Origin of the sequence: Stenotrophomonas maltophilia, from assembly GCF_023518235.1 — a bacterium.
In the GTDB taxonomy this organism is placed as follows: Bacteria; Pseudomonadota; Gammaproteobacteria; order Xanthomonadales; family Xanthomonadaceae; genus Stenotrophomonas.
This window is the reverse complement of sequence record NZ_CP090423.1, coordinates 904,102-927,877: the sequence shown is the minus strand read 5'-3', so window position 1 is coordinate 927,877 and position 23,776 is coordinate 904,102. Positions and strand designations below refer to the sequence as shown.

General features: G+C 66.8%; 20 protein-coding genes. 12 read left to right on the top strand and 8 right to left on the bottom strand.

The window, feature by feature from the left end; all coding sequences use genetic code 11:
* The first annotated feature begins 35 nt into the window (after positions 1 to 35).
* Positions 36 to 1,070, top strand: coding sequence for a methionine synthase (locus LZ605_RS04510; RefSeq protein WP_249843992.1), 1,035 nt, complete (start codon positions 36 to 38; stop codon positions 1,068 to 1,070).
* 127 nt (positions 1,071 to 1,197) lie between these two features.
* Here LZ605_RS04510 and LZ605_RS04505 read toward each other — a convergent pair whose 3' ends face one another.
* Positions 1,198 to 2,397, bottom strand: a complete 1,200-nt coding sequence (locus tag LZ605_RS04505; RefSeq protein WP_249843991.1) for a serine hydrolase domain-containing protein — start codon at positions 2,395 to 2,397, stop codon at positions 1,198 to 1,200.
* A gap of 167 nt (positions 2,398 to 2,564) precedes the next feature.
* Between LZ605_RS04505 and LZ605_RS04500 the strand changes: the two genes are divergently transcribed.
* Both LZ605_RS04500 and LZ605_RS04495 read left to right on the top strand, forming a co-directional pair.
* On the top strand, positions 2,565 to 3,800 hold the full coding sequence (locus LZ605_RS04500) for an MFS transporter (RefSeq protein WP_249843990.1): 1,236 nt from the start codon (positions 2,565 to 2,567) through the stop codon (positions 3,798 to 3,800).
* A 13-nt stretch (positions 3,801 to 3,813) separates the two neighbouring features.
* The gene (locus tag LZ605_RS04495; protein WP_249843989.1) at positions 3,814 to 5,061 is read left to right on the top strand and encodes an arsenic transporter; all 1,248 of its coding nucleotides are present in this window, start codon (positions 3,814 to 3,816) and stop codon (positions 5,059 to 5,061) included.
* A gap of 13 nt (positions 5,062 to 5,074) precedes the next feature.
* Here the strand turns inward: LZ605_RS04495 and LZ605_RS04490 are convergent, their stop codons facing one another.
* Both LZ605_RS04490 and LZ605_RS04485 read right to left on the bottom strand, forming a co-directional pair.
* On the bottom strand, positions 5,075 to 6,241 hold the full coding sequence (locus LZ605_RS04490) for a serine hydrolase domain-containing protein (RefSeq protein WP_249843988.1): 1,167 nt from the start codon (positions 6,239 to 6,241) through the stop codon (positions 5,075 to 5,077).
* 125 nt (positions 6,242 to 6,366) lie between these two features.
* Entirely contained in the window at positions 6,367 to 7,371 is a 1,005-nt protein-coding gene (locus tag LZ605_RS04485; RefSeq protein ID WP_249843987.1) for an extracellular catalytic domain type 1 short-chain-length polyhydroxyalkanoate depolymerase, read from the bottom strand.
* Positions 7,372 to 7,570: 199 nt separating this feature from the next.
* On the opposite strand from LZ605_RS04485, the gene LZ605_RS04480 reads away from it, so the two are divergent.
* Genes LZ605_RS04480 through LZ605_RS04465 form a run of 4 tightly spaced genes read left to right on the top strand, consistent with a single transcriptional unit; the run spans position 7,571 to position 14,494 of the window.
* Positions 7,571 to 9,769 carry a TonB-dependent receptor gene (locus LZ605_RS04480; protein WP_249843986.1) on the top strand — a complete coding sequence of 733 codons (2,199 nt, stop codon included), beginning with the start codon at positions 7,571 to 7,573 and terminating at the stop codon, positions 9,767 to 9,769.
* A gap of 11 nt (positions 9,770 to 9,780) precedes the next feature.
* Positions 9,781 to 10,659 carry an alpha/beta fold hydrolase gene (locus LZ605_RS04475; RefSeq protein WP_249843985.1) on the top strand — a complete coding sequence of 293 codons (879 nt, stop codon included), beginning with the start codon at positions 9,781 to 9,783 and terminating at the stop codon, positions 10,657 to 10,659.
* Complete coding sequence (locus LZ605_RS04470; protein WP_249843984.1) at positions 10,656 to 11,129, top strand: MaoC/PaaZ C-terminal domain-containing protein; 474 nt, start codon at positions 10,656 to 10,658, stop codon at positions 11,127 to 11,129. Before LZ605_RS04475 ends, LZ605_RS04470 begins: the two co-directional genes overlap by 4 nt.
* A 35-nt stretch (positions 11,130 to 11,164) precedes the next feature.
* A complete protein-coding gene (locus LZ605_RS04465; RefSeq protein WP_249843983.1) occupies positions 11,165 to 14,494 on the top strand; it encodes a PAS-domain containing protein in 3,330 nt (1,109 codons plus the stop codon).
* 3 nt (positions 14,495 to 14,497) lie between these two features.
* On the opposite strand, the gene LZ605_RS04460 is transcribed toward LZ605_RS04465, so the two are convergent.
* Entirely contained in the window at positions 14,498 to 15,172 is a 675-nt protein-coding gene (locus LZ605_RS04460) for a response regulator transcription factor (protein ID WP_249843982.1), read from the bottom strand.
* 130 nt (positions 15,173 to 15,302) lie between these two features.
* Between LZ605_RS04460 and LZ605_RS04455 the strand changes: the two genes are divergently transcribed.
* Entirely contained in the window at positions 15,303 to 16,946 is a 1,644-nt protein-coding gene (locus LZ605_RS04455) for a fatty acid--CoA ligase (protein ID WP_249843981.1), read from the top strand.
* 36 nt (positions 16,947 to 16,982) lie between these two features.
* Here LZ605_RS04455 and LZ605_RS04450 read toward each other — a convergent pair whose 3' ends face one another.
* The 3 genes from LZ605_RS04450 to LZ605_RS04440 all read right to left on the bottom strand — a co-directional run bounded on the left by LZ605_RS04450 (position 16,983) and on the right by LZ605_RS04440 (position 19,161).
* A complete protein-coding gene (locus tag LZ605_RS04450) occupies positions 16,983 to 17,252 on the bottom strand; it encodes a hypothetical protein (RefSeq protein ID WP_249843980.1) in 270 nt (89 codons plus the stop codon).
* A gap of 149 nt (positions 17,253 to 17,401) precedes the next feature.
* The gene (locus tag LZ605_RS04445; RefSeq protein WP_249843979.1) at positions 17,402 to 18,622 is read right to left on the bottom strand and encodes an SHOCT domain-containing protein; all 1,221 of its coding nucleotides are present in this window, start codon (positions 18,620 to 18,622) and stop codon (positions 17,402 to 17,404) included.
* Between the two features lie 98 nt (positions 18,623 to 18,720).
* On the bottom strand, positions 18,721 to 19,161 hold the full coding sequence (locus LZ605_RS04440; RefSeq protein WP_249843978.1) for a hypothetical protein: 441 nt from the start codon (positions 19,159 to 19,161) through the stop codon (positions 18,721 to 18,723).
* Between the two features lie 145 nt (positions 19,162 to 19,306).
* Here LZ605_RS04440 and LZ605_RS04435 point away from each other — a divergent pair, with 145 nt between their 5' ends.
* The 3 genes from LZ605_RS04435 (at position 19,307) to LZ605_RS04425 (ending at position 22,751) form a co-directional block, all read left to right on the top strand.
* Positions 19,307 to 19,867 (top strand): fasciclin domain-containing protein, encoded by a 561-nt coding sequence (locus LZ605_RS04435; protein WP_409461442.1) that lies wholly within the window; start codon positions 19,307 to 19,309, stop codon positions 19,865 to 19,867.
* Positions 19,868 to 20,010: 143 nt separating this feature from the next.
* Positions 20,011 to 22,191 (top strand): hypothetical protein, encoded by a 2,181-nt coding sequence (locus LZ605_RS04430; protein ID WP_249843977.1) that lies wholly within the window; start codon positions 20,011 to 20,013, stop codon positions 22,189 to 22,191.
* Positions 22,192 to 22,265: 74 nt separating this feature from the next.
* Positions 22,266 to 22,751 (top strand): TspO/MBR family protein, encoded by a 486-nt coding sequence (locus tag LZ605_RS04425; protein WP_249843976.1) that lies wholly within the window; start codon positions 22,266 to 22,268, stop codon positions 22,749 to 22,751.
* Between the two features lie 16 nt (positions 22,752 to 22,767).
* On the opposite strand, the gene LZ605_RS04420 is transcribed toward LZ605_RS04425, so the two are convergent.
* Entirely contained in the window at positions 22,768 to 23,061 is a 294-nt protein-coding gene (locus LZ605_RS04420; RefSeq protein ID WP_249843975.1) for a hypothetical protein, read from the bottom strand.
* Positions 23,062 to 23,221: 160 nt separating this feature from the next.
* On the opposite strand from LZ605_RS04420, the gene LZ605_RS04415 reads away from it, so the two are divergent.
* Positions 23,222 to 23,776 (top strand): biliverdin-producing heme oxygenase, encoded by a 555-nt coding sequence (locus LZ605_RS04415; protein ID WP_249843974.1) that lies wholly within the window; start codon positions 23,222 to 23,224, stop codon positions 23,774 to 23,776.

Below are 23,776 nucleotides of genomic sequence, written 5' to 3'. Positions count from 1 at the left end.
GCTTCTCATTCGCCCCCCCGAGGACACACCCCGCAATGCCGACGAAGATACTGCTCCCCACCTCCACCGCGGGCAGCCTGCCCAAGCCCTCCTGGCTGGCCGAGCCGGAAACGCTGTGGTCACCCTGGAAGCTGCAGGATGACGGCCTGGTCGAAGGCAAGCAGGACGCCTTGCGCCTTTCGCTGCAGGAACAGCAGCACGCCGGCATCGATATCGTCAGCGATGGCGAGCAGACCCGGCAGCATTTCGTGACCACCTTCATCGAGCACCTCAGTGGTGTCGACTTCCAGAAGCGCGAAACCGTGCGCATCCGCAACCGCTACGACGCCAGCGTGCCGACCGTGGTCGGCGCGGTCAGCCGCCCCAGGCCGGTGTTCGTGGAGGACGCGACGTTCCTGCGCCGGCAGACCGCGCAGCCGATCAAGTGGGCGCTGCCCGGCCCGATGACCATGATCGACACGCTGTACGACGCCCACTACAAGAGCCGCGAGAAGCTGGCCTGGGAGTTCGCGAAGATCCTCAACGAGGAAGCGAAGGAACTGGAGGCGGCCGGCGTGGACATCATCCAGTTCGATGAGCCCGCCTTCAACGTGTTCTTCGATGAAGTGAACGACTGGGGCGTGGCGGCGCTGGAACGGGCGGTTGAAGGGCTGAAGTGCGAGACCGCCGTGCACATCTGCTACGGCTACGGCATCAAGGCCAACACCGACTGGAAGCAGACGCTGGGTTCGGAATGGCGCCAGTACGAAGAGTCGTTCCCGAAGCTGCAGCGCTCCAGCATCGACATCATCTCGCTGGAATGCCAGAACTCGCATGTGCCGATCGACCTGATCGAGCTGGTGCGCGGCAAGAAGGTGATGGTGGGCGCCATCGATGTGGCCTCGCACGCGGTTGAAACACCAGAGGACGTAGCCAACACCCTGCGCAAGGCGCTGCAGTTCGTTGATGCCGACAAGCTCTACCCGAGCACCAACTGTGGCATGGCCCCGCTGCCGCGCGCGGTGGCACGCGGCAAGCTGCGTTCACTCAGCGCGGGGGCGAAGATCGTGCGTGAGGAGCTGTCGGCCTGAGTGCATTGCGCGTCTGCGCGCCTGGTTGAAGTGGTGCGGCCGGGCGCCTTGGGAGCCGGCGCCTGCCGGATCGCACAGGGGGTACGGCGCCCGGTGGGATGCGTTGGCGTGCCGCGGGTGCCGATCCTCAGCGCAGGGCCTGCGCCAGCTGGAGGACGTCCGCGAAGAAGCCGCCGTAGTCGTCGCGTGGCGCAACGTGGGTATCACGCCTGTGGATCAGCCGCACCGCCACTACGCGCTGCTCGGGGATGACCAGCAGGTACTGGCCCATATAGCCGTTGGCGGCATAGCCAACGACCGGGCCACGCGCGATGTCGTAGAGATCGGAGAGCTTGAGCCCGCGCCCGGTGATTTCGGTGCCATAGCGTTGCGGCCACTCAGGACCCAGTGGTTCGGCCAAGGCAGCGACCAGCGCGTTCTTGCTGTCGAAGGTACGCCCGGCGGTGGACTGCAGGGCCGCCTGCACGCCGGCCTCCACCCCGCGTTCGGACAACAGATCGGCCAGCTGCGGCTTCAGCTGATAGCGCTCCCAAGCCGGAATCCGCCACCACAGCAGGCCCACGTCGGGCGAGCGTGCACTCTCAGCGGTCAAAAGTGCTACTGATCGCGCGCTCAGCAAACGTGTTCCACCCGGTGCCACACCGTCATCCAGCAGCAGTTGCCCGATGGCCGCCAGATCGGTCGCTCGCAGTGACAGGCCGGCCATGCCCAACGGGGTGCCGGCCTCGTCCTTCATCCACGCGTAGTGGGTGATGCCCAGCGGCTTGAACAGACGTGCGTGCAGATACGCATCCAGCGGCTGACCAGCCAGATGCTGCACGATGCCTGGCAGCAGATTGGTAGCCTTGTTGTTGTACGAGAAGGTGGTGCCGGGGGCATGGCTCAACTCCGCAGCCAGGGCCAGCTTGACCAGGTCTGGCGCGCCTTCCAGCTCCTGGCCGGCATTGGCCACGTTCTGCAGGCCTGAGGTGTGGTCCAGCAGCATGCGCACGGTGATGTGCTGCTTCTGGCCCTGTTTCCATTCGGGGTAGATGCGGCTGACCGGTTCATCGATCGAGGCCAGCTTGCCGTCGTCCAGCAGCAGCCCGATGGCCAGCGCCATCACCGACTTGGTGGCTGACATCAGATGAACGCTGTCCTGTCCAGACGCAGGCTTCAGTTCCAGCAGGGTTTTCCCGTCGTGCCTGACGAGCACGGCATCGGAGTGCGCTGCACGGGCGTTGCGGTCGATCGTGGCAAGCGCATCATCGGCCGTGGCCGCCCGCGCCGACAGCGGCATCAGCAGCGCCAAGGCGAGTATGTGGCAGAACCTGTGTGCGGATTTCATGATGGCCTCATTCGGTGAGTGCCGGAGCAGAATGACTACATCTGTAGTTAATCTGCAGTGCCTGAAGTCACGCCGCGGGATGCGCGACACGATCATCACAGCCTGACCCGCATAACTTCGCAGCCCCGCCCCCGCTCCGGCGACCCGTTGCAGCCGTGAATCGCCCCGTGACCGAACTGCCAGTTGCCCCTGCCATCGCCGCGCGCGCGGAGCGCGGTCTGGATGGCCTGAACTTCTTCCTCGCCGACGTCCGAGACGGACTGGGGCCCTATCTGGCGGTCTATCTGCTGGCTGTGCACCATTGGCAGCCGGCCAGCATCGGTGCGGTGATGACGGTCTCGGCGGTGGTCGCCCTGCTGACCCAGACCCCGGCCGGTGCGTTGATGGACCGCATCGCGGCAAAGCGGGCGGCGCTTGCGCTGGCCGCGATACTGGTCACCGGCACCTGCCTGCTGTTGCCGTGGATGCATTCGTTCACGCTGATCGCGTTGACCCAAGCGCTCAGTGCAGTGGCCGCTACGGTCATCGCGCCGGCGATCGCGGCCATCTCGCTGGGTGTAGGCGGTCCCCGCGCCTTCGCCCGCCGGATGGGGCGCAATGAAACCTTCAACCACGCCGGCAATGCAGTGGCCGCCGTGCTGGCCGGTGCCCTGGCCTATCTGTGGGGCCCGGTGGTGGTCTTCCCGCTGATGGCAGTGCTGACCGTGGCCAGCCTCGCGGCGCTGCGTTCGATTCCCGGGCAGGCGATCGACAACCAGCGCGCACGCGGCATGGACGCTGCCACCGACACCGATCACGCGCCCGCGTCGGCACGACTGCTGCTGCATGACCGCAACCTGCTGGTGCTGGCCGCATGCTGCGCATTGTTCCATCTGGCCAATGCCGCGATGCTGCCGCTGGTGGGCCAGAAACTGGCGCTGAGCGCTCCCGCCCTGGCCACCACGATGACGGCCGGGTGCATCGTGGCCGCGCAACTGGTGATGATCCCGATGGCATGGTTGGTCGGGGCGCGTGCAGACACATGGGGACGGCGCCCGCTGCTGCTGGCAGGCTTCCTGATCCTGCCGATCCGCGCGGCGCTGTACCCCCTGTCCGATGCACCCACATGGCTGCTGGGCGTGCAGTTGCTGGATGGTATCGGCGCGGGCCTGTTCGGCGCGCTGCTGCCGGTGATCGTCAGCGACCTGACCGAAGGTACCGGCCGCTTCAATGTCACGCTCGGCGCCGTGTCCACGGTGTTCGGCGTGGGCGCGGCATTCAGTCCGGGCCTGGCAGGCCTGGTGGTGCAGTTCGCAGGGTATGATGCCGCCTTCCTTGCACTTGCCGTGATTGCAGCGGGAGCGTTCCTGCTGGCGATGCGCGTACCGGAGACGGGCCGCGCATCCGCACCGCAGCGCAGCTGAGACCTCCCACTGCATGCTCACCTCCTCTTCTTCCCTCATCATCTGGGCCGCCGTAGCCATTGCCACCGTCGGACTGCTGTTCCGGCCGTTGCGCATTCCGGAGTATGTGTGGGCGCTGGCGGCTGTCGCACTCCTGACGCTCAGTGGAGCGGTGTCGGCCGCCACGGCTTGGGGCGCAGCAGCCGAAGGTCGCGACGTCTACCTGTTCCTGGTCGGCATGATGACGCTGGCCGAACTGGCCCGGCGCGAAGGGCTGTTCGACTGGCTGGCGCTGTATGCGGTCCGGCATGCCGGCGGTTCGGGGCGGCGCTTGTTCGACCTGGTGTTCCTGGTCGGCACGGTGGTGACCGTGTTCCTGTCCAACGATGCGACGGCGGTGGTGCTGACGCCGGCCGTCTACGCCGCCTGCAAGACGGCGCGCGCCAATCCCCTGCCCTACCTGTTCGTCTGCGCGTTCATCGCCAATGCGGCCAGCTTCGTGCTGCCGATCTCCAACCCGGCCAACCTGGTGGTGTACGGCGCGCATATGCCGCCCCTGCTGCAGTGGCTGGGGCAGTTCGCGTTGCCTTCGCTGGCCGCGATCGGTGCCACCTACCTGGTGCTGCGCTGGGTGCATCGGCGCGAGATTGCCCAGCCGCTGGTGGCGGCGCCCGAGCACCGGCCGCTGTCCGAGGGGGGCCGGTTGAGCGCGTGGGGCGTGCTGTTCACCGGCAGCGTACTGTTGCTGACCTCGGCTCTGAACGGCCCGCTCGGTCTGGCCACATTCTGTGCGGGCGCGCTGAGCGTGGCGGTGGTGGCCATCCGCCAGCGCCGCAGCCCTGTACCGCTGCTGCGGCATGTGTCCTGGGGCGTGTTGCCGCTGGTGGCTGGCCTGTTCGTGCTGGTGGAAGCGGTTGCGCAGACCGGCGTCATCCAGGCTGCGGCCGATGCGTTGCAAGCGGTGGCACAGACGTCGCCGCGCCAGGCCGGCTGGTTGGCCGGTGGCGCAGCTGCCTTGCTCAGCAACGTGGCAAATAACCTGCCGGTCGGACTGGCGGCCGGCTCGCTGGGCCAGATGGCTGACCTGCCCGCACAGACGCGCGCAGCGCTGTTGGTCGGGGTGGACCTGGGCCCGAACCTGTCGGTGACCGGCTCGCTGGCCACGATGCTGTGGCTGGTGGCGCTACGCCGCGAAGGCGAGCATGTCAGCGCGCTCGACTTCCTGCGCGTAGGTGTGTTGGTGATGCCGCCGGCATTGATCGGCGCGCTGCTGTTGCTGTAGCCGCGCGCCGCTTCTATCGCCGGTTGCGCGCGCCGATCCGCTCGACCAGGGTGTCAATCGCCGCTTCCATGGCGTGCGCGGTCTGCTCGCCACTCTGGTTGGTGATGACGAAGATGCCCAGGTCGTGCTTGGGCATGATGTAGATGTAGCACTGCGAGCGGGGCACGCCGCCATGATGGGCATAGTAGGTGCCCGTCAGCGGATCGCCGGCAACGATGTTCCAGAAGTAGCCGATGCTGGATTCGTCGTCGAACCGGGCCAGGGCGCGGTGCGACTCCTTCACCACCGGCCCGTTGGCCAGTTGGAACTGCAGGTACTTCACCATGTCGGGCACGGTGGCCTTCACGTTGCCGGATGCGCCCCATGGCAACTCCGGCATGGGTGTGGTCGGCACCGGATTGTCGCTGTGGTAGCCGACCGCAAGTCGTGATGCGTCGGCGTCACCGAGGGTGATCGTAACGCCGGTCATTCCAGCGGCAGTGTTGAAGAACGCACGTTGCAGCGCCTCATAGTCACGCCCATAGACCCGTTCCAGGATGTGCGCGGTCAACTGGGATCCGGCGCTGGAGTACGCGTACTCCTTGCCCGGCGCCCGGGGAATCCGCACGGCGTGCAGATCGCTGAGGAAATCGGCCTTGCCGTAACCGGCGTAGAGGGCATTGAGCTCAGCCGGTGTGCGGTGATCGGTGAAGTCGGCCAGTATCGTGTTCGCGCGCTCCGGCAGCATGTTCGGCAGGCCACTGGTGTGCGTCAGCAGGTGGCGGATGCGGATCGGCGCGCCCTGGTACTGCAGGTTCGGATAGTCGCCCTGCAGGTAGGTGCGAACGTCGTCATCCAGCCCCAGCTTGCCTTCCAGCACCGCATTGGCCACCAGCGTGCCGGCCAGGGTCTTGCTCAACGAGCCGATCTCATAGAGGGTGGCATCGGTCGGCGCACCGGGTTTTCCGGACTGCATGGCGCCGCGATGACGGATGAACGTCTGGCCACGGTGGACAACGCCGATCGAGGTCGAGTGCAGCAATGGCTGCTCGATCAGGGTCTGGGCCACCGCTTCGATATCCGCACCCGGATCCTGGGCCGGCACCGCTGTATCGGCGCAGCCGGCGGCCAGCAGTGCGGCGGACAGGACGACGGCGTGAAGCCTCCATCGGTTTCGGGCCGTGTTCGGTGTGGCGTCCATGCGTGTGCACTTGCGAAGGCGTGGAAACGGGCGCTCACGATATCGGATCGGCGGCGACGGCCGCAGGTGCCATCCGCCACCCGCGGCCGACCGCCTCAACCCGGCGCTCAAGCCTGCCCGCTCGCTCAGCGCTGGTAATCCTTCAGGAACAACCAGGTGATCAGCGTGGCATCGGGCCCCTTCGGGTCGGTGAAGGGCAGGCCCGACTGGCTGCCACTCCAGGCATGGCCCATGCCCTGCACCACATAATGCTGGGCCAGCGTGCGGCCGCCGTAGCGGTAGGTATCCACGGTGTAGGCGCGCCCATCCGGTACTTGGCCCTGGTAGGTACTGGTCGGCCGGTACTTCACCGAATCGTTGTCCAGGCCATCATCAGCCAGGTCGTTGGTCTGCAGGAACTGGCGCACGGCCTGCTGCCCGTTCACCGGGTTGACGGTGAGATCGGCGCTGCCATGGAAGACCAGAACCGGCAGCGGCCGTGGCGAGGGCGAGCCCGAGCACTGCCAGGCCAGGCGCCCGTTGCTGTCCGGCGAATGGATGCTGCCGGCCAGCAACGCATACGCGCTGCCGGAAATGGTGGTGGCGCCCTTGAACATGCCGCCGGAATGGATGGCGCCGGCGGCGAACACATCCGAGTAGCAGGCGAGCATGATCGAGGTCATCGCACCGCCGGCCGAAATGCCGGTCACATAGACCCGATGCGGATCCACGCTGTAGTCGGCCTTCACCTTGTCGACGATGCCGGCCAGGATCGACGGCTCGCCGCTGTCGCGGGCCTGGTTGATCGGCAGCTGCCAGTTCCAGCAGCGCGCCGGGTTGGAGGCGACGTTCTGCCGTGGATAGACCACGAGGAAGCCCTCGGTGTCGGCCACATCGTTGAACCCAGAGGCCTCGCCCATCAGGTTCGGGCCGTTGACGCAGCCGTGCAGGACCAGCAGCAGCGGTAATGGCTGGGCGCCGTCATAGCCGGCCGGTACCCAGACCTGATATTCGCGGGCACCGAACAGATTGCCGTACAGGGCGATGTCCCAGTGCCCGGCCGGCGCGGCAGCGAAGGCACTGCCGACCGTAGCCAACCCGGTGCACAGCACCAGCAACATCGCCTTGATTGAATCGAATGCGGATTTCATGGCCAGATCCTCCTGCATGAGTCGTGGGTGACGGGGTACCGGGCAGCACGTGCGGCGGGGGGCGCGTGGCCAGTATCCGCATCCGGGCGCGGCTGCCGACTGGACCTAGGTCCACTCGTGAGCGCCGGATGACACCGCTAGCCTTGGCAGCAGGGGTGGCATCGGGCCATCTGCAATGGACCTGCCTGGGGAGGATGGAATGAAACGGAATGGCTTGAGCCTGATGATCGGCATGCTGCTGGCCTCCGCGCCGGCGCTGGCGCAGGAGGCGCCGGCGACCGGACCGGCCACGGCCCGCTCTGCCACCCCGACCAACCTGGACAGCATCAAGGTGACCGCGCGCAAGCGCGAGGAAACCCTGCAGGAAGTGCCGGTGGCGGTCACCGCGTTCACCTCCGAGGCGTTGGACAGGATGAACGTGCAGGACATCAGCGACCTCGATGCGCAGGTGCCCAATCTGACCATCTATGCGGCGCGCGGCGCCAGCAGCACGGTCACTGCCTATATCCGCGGCATCGGCCAGTCCGATCCCACCTGGGGCGCCGACCCCGGCGTGGGCATCTACCTGGATGATGTGTATATCGCCCGGCCGCAGGGCGCGCTGCTGGATGTGTTCGATGTGTCGCGCATCGAAGTGCTGCGCGGGCCACAGGGCACGCTGTACGGCAAGAACACCATTGGCGGTGCGATCAAGTACATCTCGCGCGGCCTGCCCACCCAGACCGAGGGGTTCGCCCAGATCACGGTGGGCAACTACAGCCAGCTCGATGCCAAAGCGGCCATCGGTGGCCCCATCGGCGGCGCCGACAGCGGCCTGCGCGCCCGCGTGGCGGTGGCCAGCATGAACCACGATGGCTTCGGCGAGAACCCTTTCACTGGCCAGCCGGTCAGCGACAAGCAGATCAACGCGGCGCGCCTGAACCTGGGCGCCTACGCCGGCGATGACTTCGACGTGCAGTTCGCACTGGACTGGATCGATGACCAGTCCGGCATGCGCGGCTCGAAGATGCTGGCGCCCAACCCGTTCCTGCGCGCCTACCCGCCGATGGACAGCCGTTACGACATCCGTTCGGGCATGCGCAACCTCAACAACGTGGAATCCAAGGGTGCATCGGCCACGCTGAACTGGCGGCCCAATGAAGACGTTGCGGTGAAGTACGTGGTGGCCAAGCGTGAATCGGACAGCGCGGCCAACATCGATTTCGACACCACGCCGGTGAAGCTGGCCGACGTCAGTGGCACCTACAACGACAACCAGGTCAGCAACGAAGTGCAGCTGAACTACGATGCCGGCGGCCGCGTGCGTGGCGTGGTGGGGGTCTACCAGTTCAGCGGCGAGGCCGGTGGACAGATCCAGAACAACTACTTCAGCGCGCAGTTCGCCGACAACCAGGGCAAGGTGCTGACCGACAGCATCGCGCTGTACGCAGACTGGATCTTCGACCTGACCAGCGCGCTGAAGCTTGACCTGGGCGCGCGCTACACCGACGAGGACAAGCGCGCGATCGTGCTCAACCGCCTCTACGCCGACCCGGGCTTCAGCCGGCCGGTGGCGGTGACCGCGGACTTCGACAAGAAAACCAACTTCAAGAATGTCTCGCCCAAGGTCTCGCTGGATTACCAGATCACCCCGGACATCATGGTCTACGGGCTGGCCACGCGCGGCTTCAAATCCGGCGGCTACAACATCCGCGCCAATGCCGTGGCGGTGCCGCGCTCGGCCGAACCGTTCGATGACGAGACCGTGGACAGCTATGAGGTGGGCAGCAAGATGGCCTTCCTCGACCAGCGCCTGTTCCTGAACCTGTCGGCTTTCTACAACAAGTACAAGGATATCCAGCTGTCGGTGTTCACCGGCCTGGACACCAATGGCGATGGCATCGACGATTCGTTCTTCGGCGACTTCACCAATGCCGGCGCCGGTACCGTCAAGGGCCTGGAGCTGGAGTACCAGTACCTGCCGAGCCGGCACTGGCTGATCTCGGGCAATCTGGCCTGGCTGGACACCCGGTACGATGAGTACATCGACCGCGGCGTCAATGTGGCCGACCAGATGAAGTTCACCAATGCTCCGGATTTTTCCGGCGCGTTGAACGTGGAATACCGCACCGACCTGGCCAACGGCGGCAATCTCTCGGCGCGGGTGAGCTACAGCTACCAGAGCGAGGTGTGGCCGACCACCGACCTGAGCCCGGTGATCCGCCAGGACGGCTATGGACTGGTCAATGCCGGTGTGATCTGGCGCCGTGACGATGCCTGGACCTTCTCGTTGCAGGGCACCAACCTGACCGACAAGGCGTACCGCACCACCGGTTACAACATCCCGGCGGTCGGCACCCTGATTGGCTTCTACGGACCGCCGCGCCAGTATAGCCTGAGCGTCCGCTACGATTTCTAGGAACCCTCTGCATGATGCAGTCCTGTGTAGATCTGTACTGGAACAGCAACGATGGCCTGCGCCTGCATGCGCGCGATCATGCGCCGGCGGCTGGGCAGGCTCCGCGCGGCACGGTGGTCTGCATCCCGGGCCTGACCCGCAACGGTGCCGACTTCGATGCGCTGGCCGATTCACTCACTGCGGCAGGATGGCGGGTGATCGCCGTTGACCTGCGCGGGCGCGCCGGCTCGGAACGTGCGAAGGACCCGGCCAGCTACAACCCGCGCACCTATGCCGATGACATGGTGGCGCTGCTGCACTCGCAGAACATCGGCAAGGCGGTGTTCGTCGGCACCTCGCTGGGCGTGCTGGTCACCATCACCCTCGCCTCGCGCGCACCGGGGCTGATCGCTGCGGCGGTGCTCAACGATGCCGGCCCCAAGGTGCCGCGCGAGGCACTGGTGCGGATCGGCAAATATGCCGGCAAGCCTGTGCCACCGATGGATCTGCCGCAGGCCACCGCCTACGTCGAATCGATCGGCAAAGCGTCCTTCCCGCGTTTCGGGCCGGACGACTGGCGTGCGATGGCGGTGCGCACGTTCCGGCTGCGCGGCGATGGATTGCTGGAGCTGGACTACGACCTGGCGGTGATCCGCACCACCCGGCCCTGGCTGCTGTGGCTGCTGCGGCCGGTGCTGTGGCGGGCGGTGCGCGGCCTCACCGCGCGGGTGCCGGTACTGGTGGTACGCGGCGCATTGTCGGACATTCTGCCGGCCGATGTTGCACGGCAGATGGCCAGCAGCTCGGACACTGCACGGCTGGTGGAAGTGCCCGACGTAGGCCACGCGCCGATGTTGAACGAGCCCGAAGCGCGCGAGGCGATCCTGGCCCTGCTGGATCGGGTGCGATGAGCGACGGCGCGCTGCCCGCCGCGCTTGCGCCCCTGCAGCAATGGGCCACACGTGAGCGGCTGGGACGCGCCACGCAGCTGGCGCAGTCGCGCATTGATGCCTTCGCCGATGCAACTGGCGACCATAACTGGATCCATGTCGACCCGGCGCGGGCGCGCAGCCACCTGCCCGGCGGGCAGACCATCGCGCACGGCTTCCTGCTGCTGTCGCTGACGGTGGAGGACGACGTGGCGGCCCTGGCCGGCTTCCCTGGCATTGCGCATGTGCTGAATTACGGGTTGAACAAGGTGCGCTTCCTGGCACCGGTAGCCAGTGGGGCTGAAGTGCAGGTGCGCTCGCGGCTGCTGTCGCTGCAACCGCGCCAGCCCGGACAATGGCTGCTGACCCAGCACAAGGCGGTCGAGCGGGTTGCCGATGGCGCGCTGGCAGTGGTGGCTGAGCAGCTGTCACTGATCGTGCTGGCCGGCTAGCGCCGCCCGGTCCGGGTTCTCTCTACACTGGAGTGATGTTGACGCCCTCTGTCGTCCTGTTCGCCTGCATTGCGTGGACCGTACTGCTGTTCGGCGTGGCGCTGTGGGGCGAGCGCCGCGGGCATCGGCTGGCCCGGGTCTGGCCGGTGATCTATGCGCTGTCGCTGGCCGTGCACTGCACGGCGTGGACCTACTACGGGGCAGCCTCGCAGGGCGTGCAATGGGGCGTCCCGATTCCGCCGACGCTGGTCGGCATGGCGCTGATCTTTGCCTTCGGCCTGCCCTTCCTGGTGCGCCTGGGGCGGCTGGCCAGGCAGCACAACAGCGCCACCATCGCCGACCTGGTGGTGGCACGCCTGCGCGCCGACCAGGGGCTGGGCATGACCATCACCCTGGTGGCACTGTTGGGCATCATTCCCTACATCGCGCTGCAGCTGAAAGCGGTCAGCCAGGGCCTGGGCGCGCTGCTGGGCGATCGCTTCGCGCCTGCGGGCTGGCAGCTGGACATGTCGTTCTGGTTCGCGCTGACGATGGCTGCGTTCACCCTGCTGTTCGGCGCGCGCAAGGCCTCGGCCACCGAGCACAATCATGGCATCGTGGTGGCGCTGGGGCTGGAATCGATCCTGAAGCTGGTGGCGTTGCTGGCCATCGGCCTGTACGCCGCGCATTCGGTGCAGCAGGCTGGAACGCCGCTGATGCAGAAGATGGCGCAGCTGCCAGCGCCGGTGGTGTTGCCGGACTACCTCACCATGGTCGCGCTCGGTGCGATCTCTGCCTTCACCCTGCCCCACCAGTTCCATGTGGGCGTGGTGGAGCTGCGCCAGCCGTCGGACCTGAAGACGGCGCGCTGGATGTTCCCGGTCTACCTGCTGCTGATCGGACTGCCGTCGGTACCGATGGCGCTGGCCGGCAGCGCGGCGTTGCCGGCGTCGGTATCGCCGGATCTGTATGTGCTGGCCCTGCCGCAGGCCGACGGGCACCACCTGCTGGCCCTGCTGGCCTATCTGGGCAGCCTGAGCGCGGCCACCGGCATGATGATCCTGTCCGGCCTGACGCTGTCGATCATGCTCGGCAACCATGGCTTCGGTTCGCGCCTGCTGGGCGGGATCGAACACGGTGTGGCCAGCGCCGACCTGCGGCCGCGCGTGCTGGCGTTCCGCCGCGCCGGCATCGTTGTTGTGTTCCTGATGGCGTGGCTGTACAGCCGCGCGATGAGCGGCACCGAGGCGCTCAGCGACTTCGGCCTGATGTCGTTCACCGCGCTCTCGCAGCTGGCACCGGCGGTACTGCTGGCGGTCTATCGCTCGCGCACGCCCTCCCCGGCGATCATCGCCGGTATCGTGCTGGGCTCGCTGGCCTGGCTGTGGCTGGTGCTGCTGCCGATGGTGATCCCCGCCGCATCGCCGTCGGCCGACACTGACGCGCTGCACTGGCTGAGCGTGGTCTCGCTGCGCCTGCAGCCGGGGCATATCGCGCTCAGCATGGGCGCCAGCCTGGCGGTCAATCTGCTGACCGTGGCCCTGGTGGCACGCGCGGTGCGGCCGGCATTGCCGCCCCGCCAGGACGCGGTGGCGGCAGCCTCGTTGCGCAGGACCGCAGGTCGTTTCCTGGGGCAGGAACGTGCGCGCCAGTTGATGGGAGGGCACGCCGGACAGCTGCTGGATGACGATCGGGTCACGGCCATCGAACGCGAGCTGACGGCGGTGGTCGGCGCTGGCATGGCCCGGTTGCTGGTCGAAGCGGCACGTGACGGCGGTGCCGCCCCGCTGGAAGCGGTCACCCGCGCGGTGGGTGAAGCCACCCAGGTACTGCGCTTCAACCAGCGCCTGCTTGAGGCGGCGTTGGAGAACATGAGCCAGGGCATCAGCGTGGTCGATGCGCAGTTGCAGCTGGTGGCCTGGAACAGCCGCTATGCCGCGCTGTTCAAGTTCCCGCCGGAGCTGTTGCAGGTGGGGCAGCCGGTGGTGAACCTCACTGCGTGGGCGCTGGGGCAACTGGACATCGGCAACGCGGCCGGTGATTCGCCCGCCAGGGCATTGCAGCGTCGCGTGGCGCACATGCGCCGCGGCACGCCGCACCTGTCCGAGCGTGTGTTCCCGGATGACACGATCGTGGAGATCCGCGGCAATCCGATGCCGGGCGGCGGCTACGTCGCCACGTTCACCGATGTCACCGCCTTCCGCCGTGCCGAAGATGCGCTCAAGCGCAGCAATGAAACCCTCGAGCGCCGCGTGCAGGAGCGCACCGCGCAGTTGCAGCATGCCGTGCAGGAGGCCGAGCGCGCCAATGTGGCCAAGACCCGCTTCCTCACCGCCGTCGGTCACGACCTGATCCAGCCGCTGCACGCGGCGCAGTTGCTGACCGATGCCATGTCGCAGCACATCGAATCGGAGTTCCTCGACAGCTTCCTGCGCCAGATCCGCAGCGCGCTGGATTCCACCGATGACCTGCTGTCGGGGCTGCTGGACATCTCGCGCCTGCAGGCCGGCGGACTGGTCGCCGATCCGCGACCGTTCGCCTTGTCGAGCGTACTGGACCCGCTGGCCCAGGAGTTTGCCGTGCTTGCCGCAGCCCGCGGACTGCATTTCGGCTATGTGCGCACCGGTGCCTGGGTCCACAGCGATCCTTTGCTGCTGCGCCGGGTGCTGCAGAATTTCCTGGCCAATGCGATCCGCTATACCCGCCACGGCGGCGTGCTGCTGGGCGTCCGCCGGCAGAGGGAGCGGTTGTCGATCGGCGTGCACGACAGTGGCGCCGGAATCGCAGCGGAGCAGCAGGCGGTTGTTTTCGAGGAGTTCCATCGGGTCGACCGCAGCAACGGCCAGGGACTGGGCCTGGGCCTGACCATCGCCCGCGGCATCGCCGACCTGCTGGACGCACCGCTACAGGTGCGCAGTGCGCCGGGGCGCGGCTCAGCCTTCTCGATCAGCGTGGCACGCGCCACGCCACCGGCCATGCCAAGCGCCGTGCCGGCGGCCATCGGCAACAGCACCCTCAAGGGCGTTCACGTGCTGATGGTGGACAACGACGAAGAGGCGCTGCAGGCGCTGCGGCAGCTGCTGCTGTCGTGGGGATGCGAGGTCACTGCAGTGACGGACGTAGCAGCCATCGGGTCCTCGGCGCAGCAGGCTGTGCTGTGGCTGTTCGACTACCACCTGGATGATGGCGATACCGGCGTGGCGCTGTGGAAGCGCCAGGCGGCCCTGTACGGGCCCCGCCCCACCGTGATCCTGAGCGCCGATACCGGCAGCGCCACCCGCGACGCGGTGCGGGCGGCGGGCCTGTCGCTGTTGAGCAAACCGTTCAAGCCCCTGGCCTTGCGCTGGGCGATCAACCATCTGCTGGCAACGGCCAGCACCACCTGACCGTCAACGGTCCGGCGCTGCTTCGATCTGCCGCGACGGATCGGCGAGGCCCATTTCATGCAGCACGCGAATGGCCTGTGCGCGGTTGCGCACGCCCAACCGCTCCATGATGCGGGTCATGTGCGCCTTGACCGTGCGCAGCTGCACGCCCAGCCGATCGGCGATCTGCTTGTTGAGCAGGCCTTCGGCGACCAGGCCCAGTACCCGGTACTGATGCGCGGACAGGCTGGCCAGGCGCGCGGCCAGGTCGGCGTCCTTGCTGAAGGGCGCCACGCGTGCCACCGGCTCGCGCAGCAACGCCGGAACCCAGCGTTCGCCTTCCAGCACCGAGCACAGTGCGGAGTGGAGTTCGGTCAGGCCCGAGCTCTTGGGCAGATACGCCGCCGCGCCGAGATCGAGGGCGCGTCGGATGACCTGCGGCTCTTCATTGGCCGAGACGATGATGACGGCCAGGCCGGGTTGCAGGGCGCGCAGCGTGGCCAATCCGGCCAAGCCGTGATTGCCGGGCATGTGCAGGTCGAGCAGGAGCAGATCGACCGACTGGTGTTCGAGGATCTCCAGCACGCCATCGAGTGATGCGGCTTCGCTGATCTGCAGGTCGGCGACGGCCTCCTCAGCCGCGCGGTGCAGGGCCGCGCGGAACAGCGGGTGGTCATCGGCGATGAGCAGGGTGGGCATGTCCTGGCGAGCGTAGCAAAAAGGTTGGCCGGCAGGCACGGGGACCTAGGTACGCTGGCGCGCACCGCTGGCAGGACTAGTGTGGGCTGACACACGCCGGCCCCAGGCCGGGTTCCCACAAGGAAGCGCCATGCCATCCACCTCTGATCACACTACAAATGCCTATCCGCTGCTGATCAAGCAGCTGCTGCTGACGCCACTGGCGGTGAGTCCCCAGCAGGAGATCGTGTGCGGCGACCATGTCCGCTTCGACTACCGCACGTTGCAGGAGCGCATCGGCCGGCTGGCGGGCTTGCTGACCGCGCTGGGCGTGCGACAGGGCGATACCGTGGCCGTGATGGACTGGGACAGCAACCGCTATCTGGAAAGCTACTTCGCCGTGCCCATGCTCGGCGCGGTGCTGATGATGGTGAACATCCGCCTGGCCCCGGAACAGATTGCCTATACGCTCAACCACAGCGGCGCGCGGGTGCTGCTGGTCCATCGCGAGTTCCTGCCCTTGCTGGAAAGCCTTGACGGGCAGCTGCCGGACATCCGCACGCGCGTGCTGCTGCAGGATGACGAAGGCCCGGTGCCGGCCGGTTTCGCTGCCGAGTACGAGGCGGGCCTGCGCCAGGCTACCCCCGTTACGGATTTTCCGGAGTTCGACGAGAACACCCGTGCGACCACGTTCTATACGACCGGAACCACCGGCCTGCCCAAAGGGGTCTATTTCAGCCATCGGCAGCTGGTGCTGCATTCGCTGGCGGCGATGGCCGCGCTGGGCAGTGCCGCCAGCCAGGGCCGGCTGCACCGGGATGATGTCTACATGCCGATCACACCGATGTTCCATGTTCACGCCTGGGGGGTGCCCTATGTGGCCACGCTGCTGGGCATCAAGCAGGTCTACCCGGGGCGCTACCTGCCGGGCACGCTGCTGGCGCTGATCGCGCGCGAAAAAGTGACCTTCTCGCACTGCGTTCCGACCATCCTGCATATGCTGCTGGAGCATCCCGCCGCAGCGGATACCGACCTGAGCCGCTGGAAGGTGATCATCGGCGGCGCCGCACTGCCGCGTTCGCTGGCACAACGGGCGTTGGCGCGCGGCATCGACATCTTCGGCGGCTATGGCATGTCCGAGACCTGCCCGCTGCTGACCCTGGCCCAGATCGACATCGACGCCGCTGACGGGCCGGAGCAAGCGCTGTCGCTGCGCACCAAGGCGGGCATTCCGGTGCCGCTGGTCGACCTGCGCATCGTCGATGGCGACCTGCGTGATGTTGACCACGACGGCATCGCCACCGGCGAGGTAGTGGTGCGTGCGCCCTGGCTGACCCAGGGCTATCTGCACAACCCGGACGCCTCGGCCGCGCTGTGGGACGGCGGCTATCTGCATACCGGAGACATCGGCAACATCGATGGCGGCGGCTACCTGCGGGTCACCGACCGTATCAAGGATGTGATCAAGACCGGCGGCGAATGGATCTCCTCGCTCGCGCTGGAGGACATCATCGCGCTGCATCCGGCGGTGAGTGAGGTGGCGGTGATCGGCATCGCCGATACGAAATGGGGCGAACGCCCGCTGCCGCTGGTGGTCACCCACGCCGACAGCGAGGTGAGCGAGGCCGAGATCATCGAGCAGGTGGCGACGCGCAGTCGCGCCGGCGACATCTCCCGCTTCGCGATTCCCGAACGCGTGCAGTTCGTGGCCTCACTCGAGCGCACCAGCGTCGGCAAGATCAACAAGAAGAAGCTGCGTTGCCTGCACGATCCGGCGGTGAGAAGCCCTGACTGAGGGCGGTTGCGCGCCGGCGGGTGGGGGGGCGGTGCGTCAGGCCAGCTGACGGAATCCCATGTGGCTGCCGGTTTCGTGCTCGTCCTCGATGACGAATGCCACCGCTTCATGCGGAAAGTGGATCCGCTGTTTGATGGCGCGGGCACCATGCATGAACGAGCGCGCCGCGAACAGGTAGGTGGGGTGCGAGGCATCAAGCTCGGAGCACACCACGCAGGGCTGGCCAAACCAGGTGCCGTCCGGCCCCTTGCTGGCGTAGCACTTGCTGGTGGTGGATTGCGGGTCGAGTACGACCAGATAGCGCATGGCGGAATCCTGCAAGGGGGTGATCCACCGCAACGCTAACGGGCCAAAGGCCCGATGAACATCGAACTATTCCGAAACTGCATCGCCAGTCCGGCAGGATGCGCCCGGCGTTCAGCCGGGCGGCGTCTCCTGCGCGAACCGGCGGCCATTCATGGGGTCTTGCCGTTGGACAGTACGCGCTGCTTGGCGGCTTCGAACTCGGCCTCGGTGAGCGCGCCGCTGGCCTTCAACTCGGCCAGCTGCTTCAGTTCATCGGCAAGCGAGCCTGCGCTGCCGGCGCCGCCTGCGCGCGTCGCGGTTTCCGCCGGTGCCGGCGGCAGTGAGGCCACGGCCTTGGCGCACGCCGTACCCACCAGGTCCAGTTCGCGGCTGTTGCCCATCTCCAGATATTTCACCTGGCCGTCTTCACCCAGAACCACGACAAACGCATTGGTTCCGACGTAGCCGCCCATGCGGTTCTTGGCGTTCACCGTCCCGCAGGTCCAGTAACCATCCACGGCCTTCTGCAGCAGCGGCCTCCAGCTCCCGCGCAGGAAACCATAGGGCATGTCGATGCGGGCCGATTCCGGGTCGAACAGGCGGCCACGCACCGCTTCCTGGGCAATGCGGCGGAACTGGCTCTGGTCGATTTCGGTGCGCTTGTAGAGCGTTTCCGCCCCCGGCCAACGCGCGGTTGCTGCCACCAGCTCCGCGTAACGGTCCTGGCCAAGGTACTTTTCGATCTGCACCCGCTGCTTGCGCATGACGTCGATCATGTTGCTGCGCGCGTCCGGCTCCCACTGGGCCTCGGCGATTCGCTGCTTCAGCGCTTCGTGGATCAGTTCGGCCTGCCGCGACGGGCCGATGCCCTTGGCGGCCTCTCCACACTGCGCTGCCAGCACGGCCATGCTGCCACCCAGATCCTTGCGCGCACTGAGCGTATCGGCGCACGCCTGGTAATTACCGCTCGCGGCGGCGTCCAGGCCGTTCAGCACCGCCTCCATGCGCGACCGGGCATTGCCACACGGTAGCGACAGCTCCGTGCGGGTGCCTGCGCGTTCCACCACCACCGGTACGGTCAGGTCGGGCCCGATGCCCCTGAGCACGACACCCACTGCATCCTTGGATTTGCCGGCCAAATCCTGGCCGTTGAGGGCAAGCAGGCGGTCGCCCGGCTGCAGTACGTTGCCGCCGGAAACACTGGTGACTACCGCCGTGTCATTGGTGGTGGCCGCCAGATTGCAGCGATCCATCGGCTCTCCCACCCTGCGCAGCTCCTTGGCTGCCGCCTTGGCCTGGCTCTTGAGCGAGCCGCTCTGCGCGAAACTGGTAAAAGGCGTGGCCAGCGCTGTAACCAGCAGCAGCGATCCACCGAGAATTCCGTTCTTCATTGCTTCCCCCTGGGAATCCGTTCGCATTGATGAATCGGCCGATTGTAGCGTCAGCCGACGGTCGGGAGCAGCCTCGCGCAGCGATGACCTGCCGGACGCTACGGTTGCGCGTTGTGGTCCTTTGCACTGTCGACCGGATCGACCAGTGCGCCCAGGACTGGGGCATGCCAGGGGTCGGTTACGATCCGCACGTGCGAGTAGCCCAGATCGATGAGCGCATACAACCGGTGCCGTCCATCGACGATGCGCACCCGTCCGTGTTCGCTGCCCAACCATGGGGTGTAGATCGGCGCGCCCTCAAGGATCGTCGCCATGGCGCCGTCGTACTTCCACGCCTTGAAGGTTTCGTCATCGCGCTGGAAGGCCGTGTCCGCCCAAAGCGAGTTACCGCGCAGTGCGTTGCGCAACAGGGTCAGGTTGACGCGCAGGTAGACGCGCTCTTCGGATTGCGTTGTTGTATTCAGGTAATGGGGATAGTCCTTCGTCGCGGCCCCCTGCGCCTTCCCATGCACGTCTCCGTGAGCATGTGCCGATTCCATTGATACTCCATCGCCTGTGGTCGTTCCCGCTAGCGGCCGCAGACCGACATTCTTGAGCCCTCACCCAAAGCGCTGCATCCATCTGCGGCCCGGCAACGTAGCTTAGGTGCCCGCACCTGGCGGGCGCCCAATCGAGGGACGTACCGTGAACGTTCTCCAGCGTATTGCCACTGCTGCAGGTTTCGCCGTATTTGCTTCCGCCGCGACGGTCAGCTTTGCGGCCGGCCCGGTCATGGTCGGTGGTGCGGAGATGTATCCGACCCGCACCATCGTCGCCAATGCGGTCAACTCCAAGGACCACACCACCCTGGTGGCCGCCGTGAAGGCCGCCGGCCTGGTCGACACCCTGAATGGTGCAGGCCCCTTCACCGTTTTCGCACCCACCAATGCGGCCTTCGACAAGCTGCCGCCCGGTACGGTGGATGCGCTGGTGAAGCCTGAGAACAAGGCCCAGCTCACCCGGATCCTCACTTACCACGTGGTGCCCGGCAATTACAGCGCCATGCAGTTGATGGCCGATGCCCGGAAGCATGGCGGCAAGGCCACCCTGAAAACCGTCGAAGGCGAGCCGCTGACCGTTGCGCTGCACGACGGAAAGCTGTGGCTTGTCGATGCCAAGGGCGGAAAGGCCGCGGTCAGCATTGCCGACGTCGCCCAGTCCAACGGCGTGATCCACGTGATTGATTCGGTGCTGATGCCGAAGTAGCGGCGCCACCGCGGCGGATACGCTCGCCGTGTCCGCCGTGGCCGTCTGTCTGCGTGACGGGTCACGCCAACGTTCACGCCCCGCCGCCACGGGCTCGGCAATAGTGGCGTTCTCCCGCCCTGGAAGGTGAAACCCTGATCCTGATGCGCTACCGGCACTGGCCCCGACCGATACGCGTGGCGCTGCGCGCACTGCTGGTGGTCTATGCCGTCTATCTGCTGGCCGGCAACCTGTTTCTCAATACACCGCTGTTCGATCAGGTCACCAACCGCAAGCCCCACAAGTTCGTGATGACCACGGGCCCGGCCATGACTGTGCTGCCCGGGCATGTCATTGCCTGGAACGTGCATATGCGCGGGCATGTGAACCATACGGTGTACGTGCTGCACGCCGAGCGCGCCAGCGCCCGGCTGGCCGTGCTGCCGCTGTTCCAACGCCAGGTGCGGGTACCACGGCTGCAGGCCACCGGCGTTTCAGCCGAGATCAGCCGGGTCGAGGACGCCATCCCTCCCCCTCCCCGCAGCGACCAGGGCTGGACGCTGCGCTTCGACGCGATCCACAGCGACAGCATCCGCAGCGCCCGCTTTGGCAAACTGCTGATCATCGGCCGGGGCCAGGGCACGGTCGGTTTCGTCAAGCAGCTGCGCGGTGGCCCGTCGGAACTGCTCGACTCCACCGTCACCTTCAAGGAAGCCGACACCAGCTTCGATGGCGTGCAACTGCTGGGCGACATGAACCTGACCGCGCGCTTCAGCTATCCGCGCCACTATCGGGACCAGGCGCCGGGCCTGGCCAAACTGAAGCTGCTGCGCGCCGCGCTGAGCGTCGATGCCCGCAGCCAGGGCCTGCGCATGGATACCGAGGCGCTGCGGCCGAAGATTGCCAGCTCGCCAGTGGCCGGCCGGCTGCGCGCCGAGTTGCATCTTGCGAACGGGCAACTCCAGCCCGGTGACCATGCGCTCTGGCATGTGCCCTTGCAGATGGGTGACGGTGCGCCCGATCGCGGCGTGCTCGCGCTCCAGCTGAATGTGGCCGACGATCTGCGCCTGCAGGCGCGCTTGCCGCCACGACCGGGCTCGGGCGCCGAAGTCGACGCGGACCTGCACATCCGCAGCCGCGAGATCCCGTTCCAGCAGCCCTCCCAGCTGCTGGAGCGCAGCTCAGGCACGGTGCGTGGCGAATGGGCCTTCACTTCGCTCAACTGGATCCCTGCCCTGTTCGTGCGCAAGCCCTGGCTGCAACTGGACGGCGGCGGCACGCTGAAAGCCGATCTGCGCCTGCGCAATGGCGAGCTGATCGAAGGCAGTACGGTGGACATTCCTGCCGCTGAGGCGGTGGCCGAGGTCGCCGGCGTTCGTCTTGCCGGCACGGCCAGTGCACATGGCGAATTGAAGGCCGGCACACCCAGCCAGGCGCTGCTCGCGGTGCGCCTGCCACGCTTCAGCGCACGCCCGAGCGACGCCAAGGACGTGCGACTGTTCGATGGCCGCGACCTGGCGCTGGACCTGAGTGGCGATGGACGCCTGCAGGAACTGCGCAAGGGTGTACGCGCACGTCTGCGCTTCAGCGAGGCCGACATTCCCGATCTGGCCGCCTATAACCGCTATCTTCGCTCGCCCCAGGTGCGCCTGCTGAGCGGTATCGGCGTGCTCAGCGGCGATGCCACCCTCGATACCGACGGCCGCGTTGGCCATGGCAGCGCACGTCTTCTGGGGCAAAAGGCACAGGCCAAGGTTGCCGGGCTGGATATGGGCGGCGACGTTGAGGTCAATGCAACACTTCGCCGCGGCGACTTCAACCAGCGTCATTTCGACCTGTCCGGCACCACCGTTGCGCTGCGCAATGTGCAGGTGAGCGGCACGCCGCGTGACACGGCCTGGCAGGGGCGCGTTGCCTTCAAGCGCGGTCGCATCGATGCACAGTCGCCATTCCAGGTGGATGCCACCACCGATCTGACCCTGAGTGATGCACGCCCCCTGCTGGCACTGTTTGCCCAGCGCACCGATTATCCGCGCTGGACCTTGTCGCTGCTGGATTCCGGCCAGATCGACGCACAGGCCAGGCTGCGCTGGCGTGCAGGCCACCTGGTGGTCGACAACCTGCAGGCGGAGAACGATCGGCTGTCGGTGCGCGCGAGACTGGACCTGCTGGAACAACGCAAGCGCGGCGACCTCTACCTGCGCTGGGGGCTGCTGGGCGCAGGCATTGAACTGGACGGCGGCCAGCGCCATTGGCATCTGGCCAAGGCTCGGGAGTGGTTCGAGCAACAGCCCGGCCTGCTGCCTGCCAGTGAGGAGTCCGGTGCCGCAGGCACCTCAGACTGATCAAACGGGCACTGCATCCATTTGCCCCCGTAGTACGTATACGGGGGGCATGTGCAACGGGGAGCTGGGCCGGAATGAAGTGGAGCACGCAGGCGCTGGGCGCCCTCGGATGGTTCACGATCACCTTTGCCGCCGCTGCGCTCGGGGCGTGGGCGTCCACTTCGGCGGCCAGCTTCTACGCCACCCTCGCACTGCCGGCCTGGGCACCACCTGCAAGCCTGTTTGGCCCGGTCTGGACCCTGCTCTACGCCATGATGGCGGTTGCCGCCTGGCTGGTCTGGCGCGAACGTGGCACAGCAGCAACCCGGCCTGCGCTGACGCTCTATCTTCTGCAGCTCGGCGTCAATGCGCTCTGGAGCTGGCTGTTCTTCGGCTGGAGGCTGGGGGCGCTCGCCTTGGTCGACATTCTGCTGCTTGTGATGCTGGTGGTCGCAACCCTCATCGCCTTCGCGCGCATACGCGCCCTTGCTGCGGTAATGCTGCTGCCCTATCTGGGCTGGATCACGTTTGCCTCGACACTCAACCTCGCGGTGTGGCGCGCCAACCCCGGAGTGCTGTGAGCGCCTCGCAGGCGGGTCATGCCAGTACCGGGACCTGCGGGCACCAGGCACGCAGCAGCGCCGGCTTGAATGCCTGCTGGCCGCAACCACCCGGGCATCGCACCACGCGTGCGCTGGAATGGCTGACCAGACCCTGCCCTTCTTCTGCCTTGAACACGGTCTCGCAGCTCAGGCAGCGCGCAACCACGGAGTACAGATGCAGGAGTCGGCCACCGGCAGGGTCCTGCAGCGCATCCACGTCCAGCAGTTCAAACTGGCAGCTGTCGGGCAGCAGGCGGTACGGCCTAGATGGCAGGGTGTGCAGGTTCACGGGCGTAAGGGCGGGTGGGTGTGCGTTCAGCGTAGGAAAGCGGGTGTCGAGCCGGCGTGCAGCGCACATGCACTGGCCGCGAAATCTGCACCTGCCTCTACGGCCGACTCTGCTACCGTACCCCGCAATGCCTACTCCCACCCCGCCCCCGCAACCGCCCTTGGCGGCCCTTCTCAGTGTTGTGCTCAAGACGCATACCCGCGACGTGCATGATCGCCTGGACCAGCACCTGCTGAAGCAGCGTATCTTTGCCTCCCGCGAACGCTATCTTTGCTTTCTGCGTGTCCAATGGCACTTCCACGAGGCGGTTGCCTCCCTCGACCGAAGCGCAGATGCCGCAGCGGGACGCCTGCAGTTGATAGTGCACGACCTCGCTGATCTGGGCGCGCGACCGCCCACCGCGCATGGCTGGCGACCATCGCTGCACGTTGCCAGCCCCGCCGCAGCGCTCGGTTGGCATTACGTGGCTGAAGGCTCGACGCTGGGTGCCGCCGTTCTGCTGAAGGCGGCAGCGGCGCTGGGCCTGCACGGCCGCTACGGTGCGCGCCACCTGGCGCCGTCACCACTGGGCGTCGCCGAATACTGGAGGCGCGCACGCGAGCGGCTCGATGCGGTCGCACTGGACAGTACCGGGCAATCGCAGGCCTGTGCCGGCGCCTCGGATGCCTTCCAGTTCGTACGCCGCTGCGTGGATGAAGAGTTCAGTTTCGAATGA

Bases quoted from the DNA above. Each gene is read 5' to 3' on its own strand.
- LZ605_RS04510 (WP_249843992.1), top strand. From the start codon at position 36: ATGCCGACGAAGATACTGCTCCCCACCTCCACCGCGGGCAGCCTGCCC.
- LZ605_RS04505 (WP_249843991.1), bottom strand. From the start codon at position 2,397: ATGAAATCCGCACACAGGTTCTGCCACATACTCGCCTTGGCGCTGCTG.
- LZ605_RS04495 (WP_249843989.1), top strand. From the start codon at position 3,814: ATGCTCACCTCCTCTTCTTCCCTCATCATCTGGGCCGCCGTAGCCATT.
- LZ605_RS04490 (WP_249843988.1), bottom strand. From the start codon at position 6,241: ATGGACGCCACACCGAACACGGCCCGAAACCGATGGAGGCTTCACGCC.
- LZ605_RS04485 (WP_249843987.1), bottom strand. From the start codon at position 7,371: ATGAAATCCGCATTCGATTCAATCAAGGCGATGTTGCTGGTGCTGTGC.
- LZ605_RS04480 (WP_249843986.1), top strand. From the start codon at position 7,571: ATGAAACGGAATGGCTTGAGCCTGATGATCGGCATGCTGCTGGCCTCC.
- LZ605_RS04475 (WP_249843985.1), top strand. From the start codon at position 9,781: ATGATGCAGTCCTGTGTAGATCTGTACTGGAACAGCAACGATGGCCTG.
- LZ605_RS04470 (WP_249843984.1), top strand. From the start codon at position 10,656: ATGAGCGACGGCGCGCTGCCCGCCGCGCTTGCGCCCCTGCAGCAATGG.
- LZ605_RS04465 (WP_249843983.1), top strand. From the start codon at position 11,165: ATGTTGACGCCCTCTGTCGTCCTGTTCGCCTGCATTGCGTGGACCGTA.
- LZ605_RS04460 (WP_249843982.1), bottom strand. From the start codon at position 15,172: ATGCCCACCCTGCTCATCGCCGATGACCACCCGCTGTTCCGCGCGGCC.
- LZ605_RS04455 (WP_249843981.1), top strand. From the start codon at position 15,303: ATGCCATCCACCTCTGATCACACTACAAATGCCTATCCGCTGCTGATC.
- LZ605_RS04450 (WP_249843980.1), bottom strand. From the start codon at position 17,252: ATGCGCTATCTGGTCGTACTCGACCCGCAATCCACCACCAGCAAGTGC.
- LZ605_RS04445 (WP_249843979.1), bottom strand. From the start codon at position 18,622: ATGAAGAACGGAATTCTCGGTGGATCGCTGCTGCTGGTTACAGCGCTG.
- LZ605_RS04440 (WP_249843978.1), bottom strand. From the start codon at position 19,161: ATGGAATCGGCACATGCTCACGGAGACGTGCATGGGAAGGCGCAGGGG.
- LZ605_RS04430 (WP_249843977.1), top strand. From the start codon at position 20,011: ATGCGCTACCGGCACTGGCCCCGACCGATACGCGTGGCGCTGCGCGCA.
- LZ605_RS04425 (WP_249843976.1), top strand. From the start codon at position 22,266: ATGAAGTGGAGCACGCAGGCGCTGGGCGCCCTCGGATGGTTCACGATC.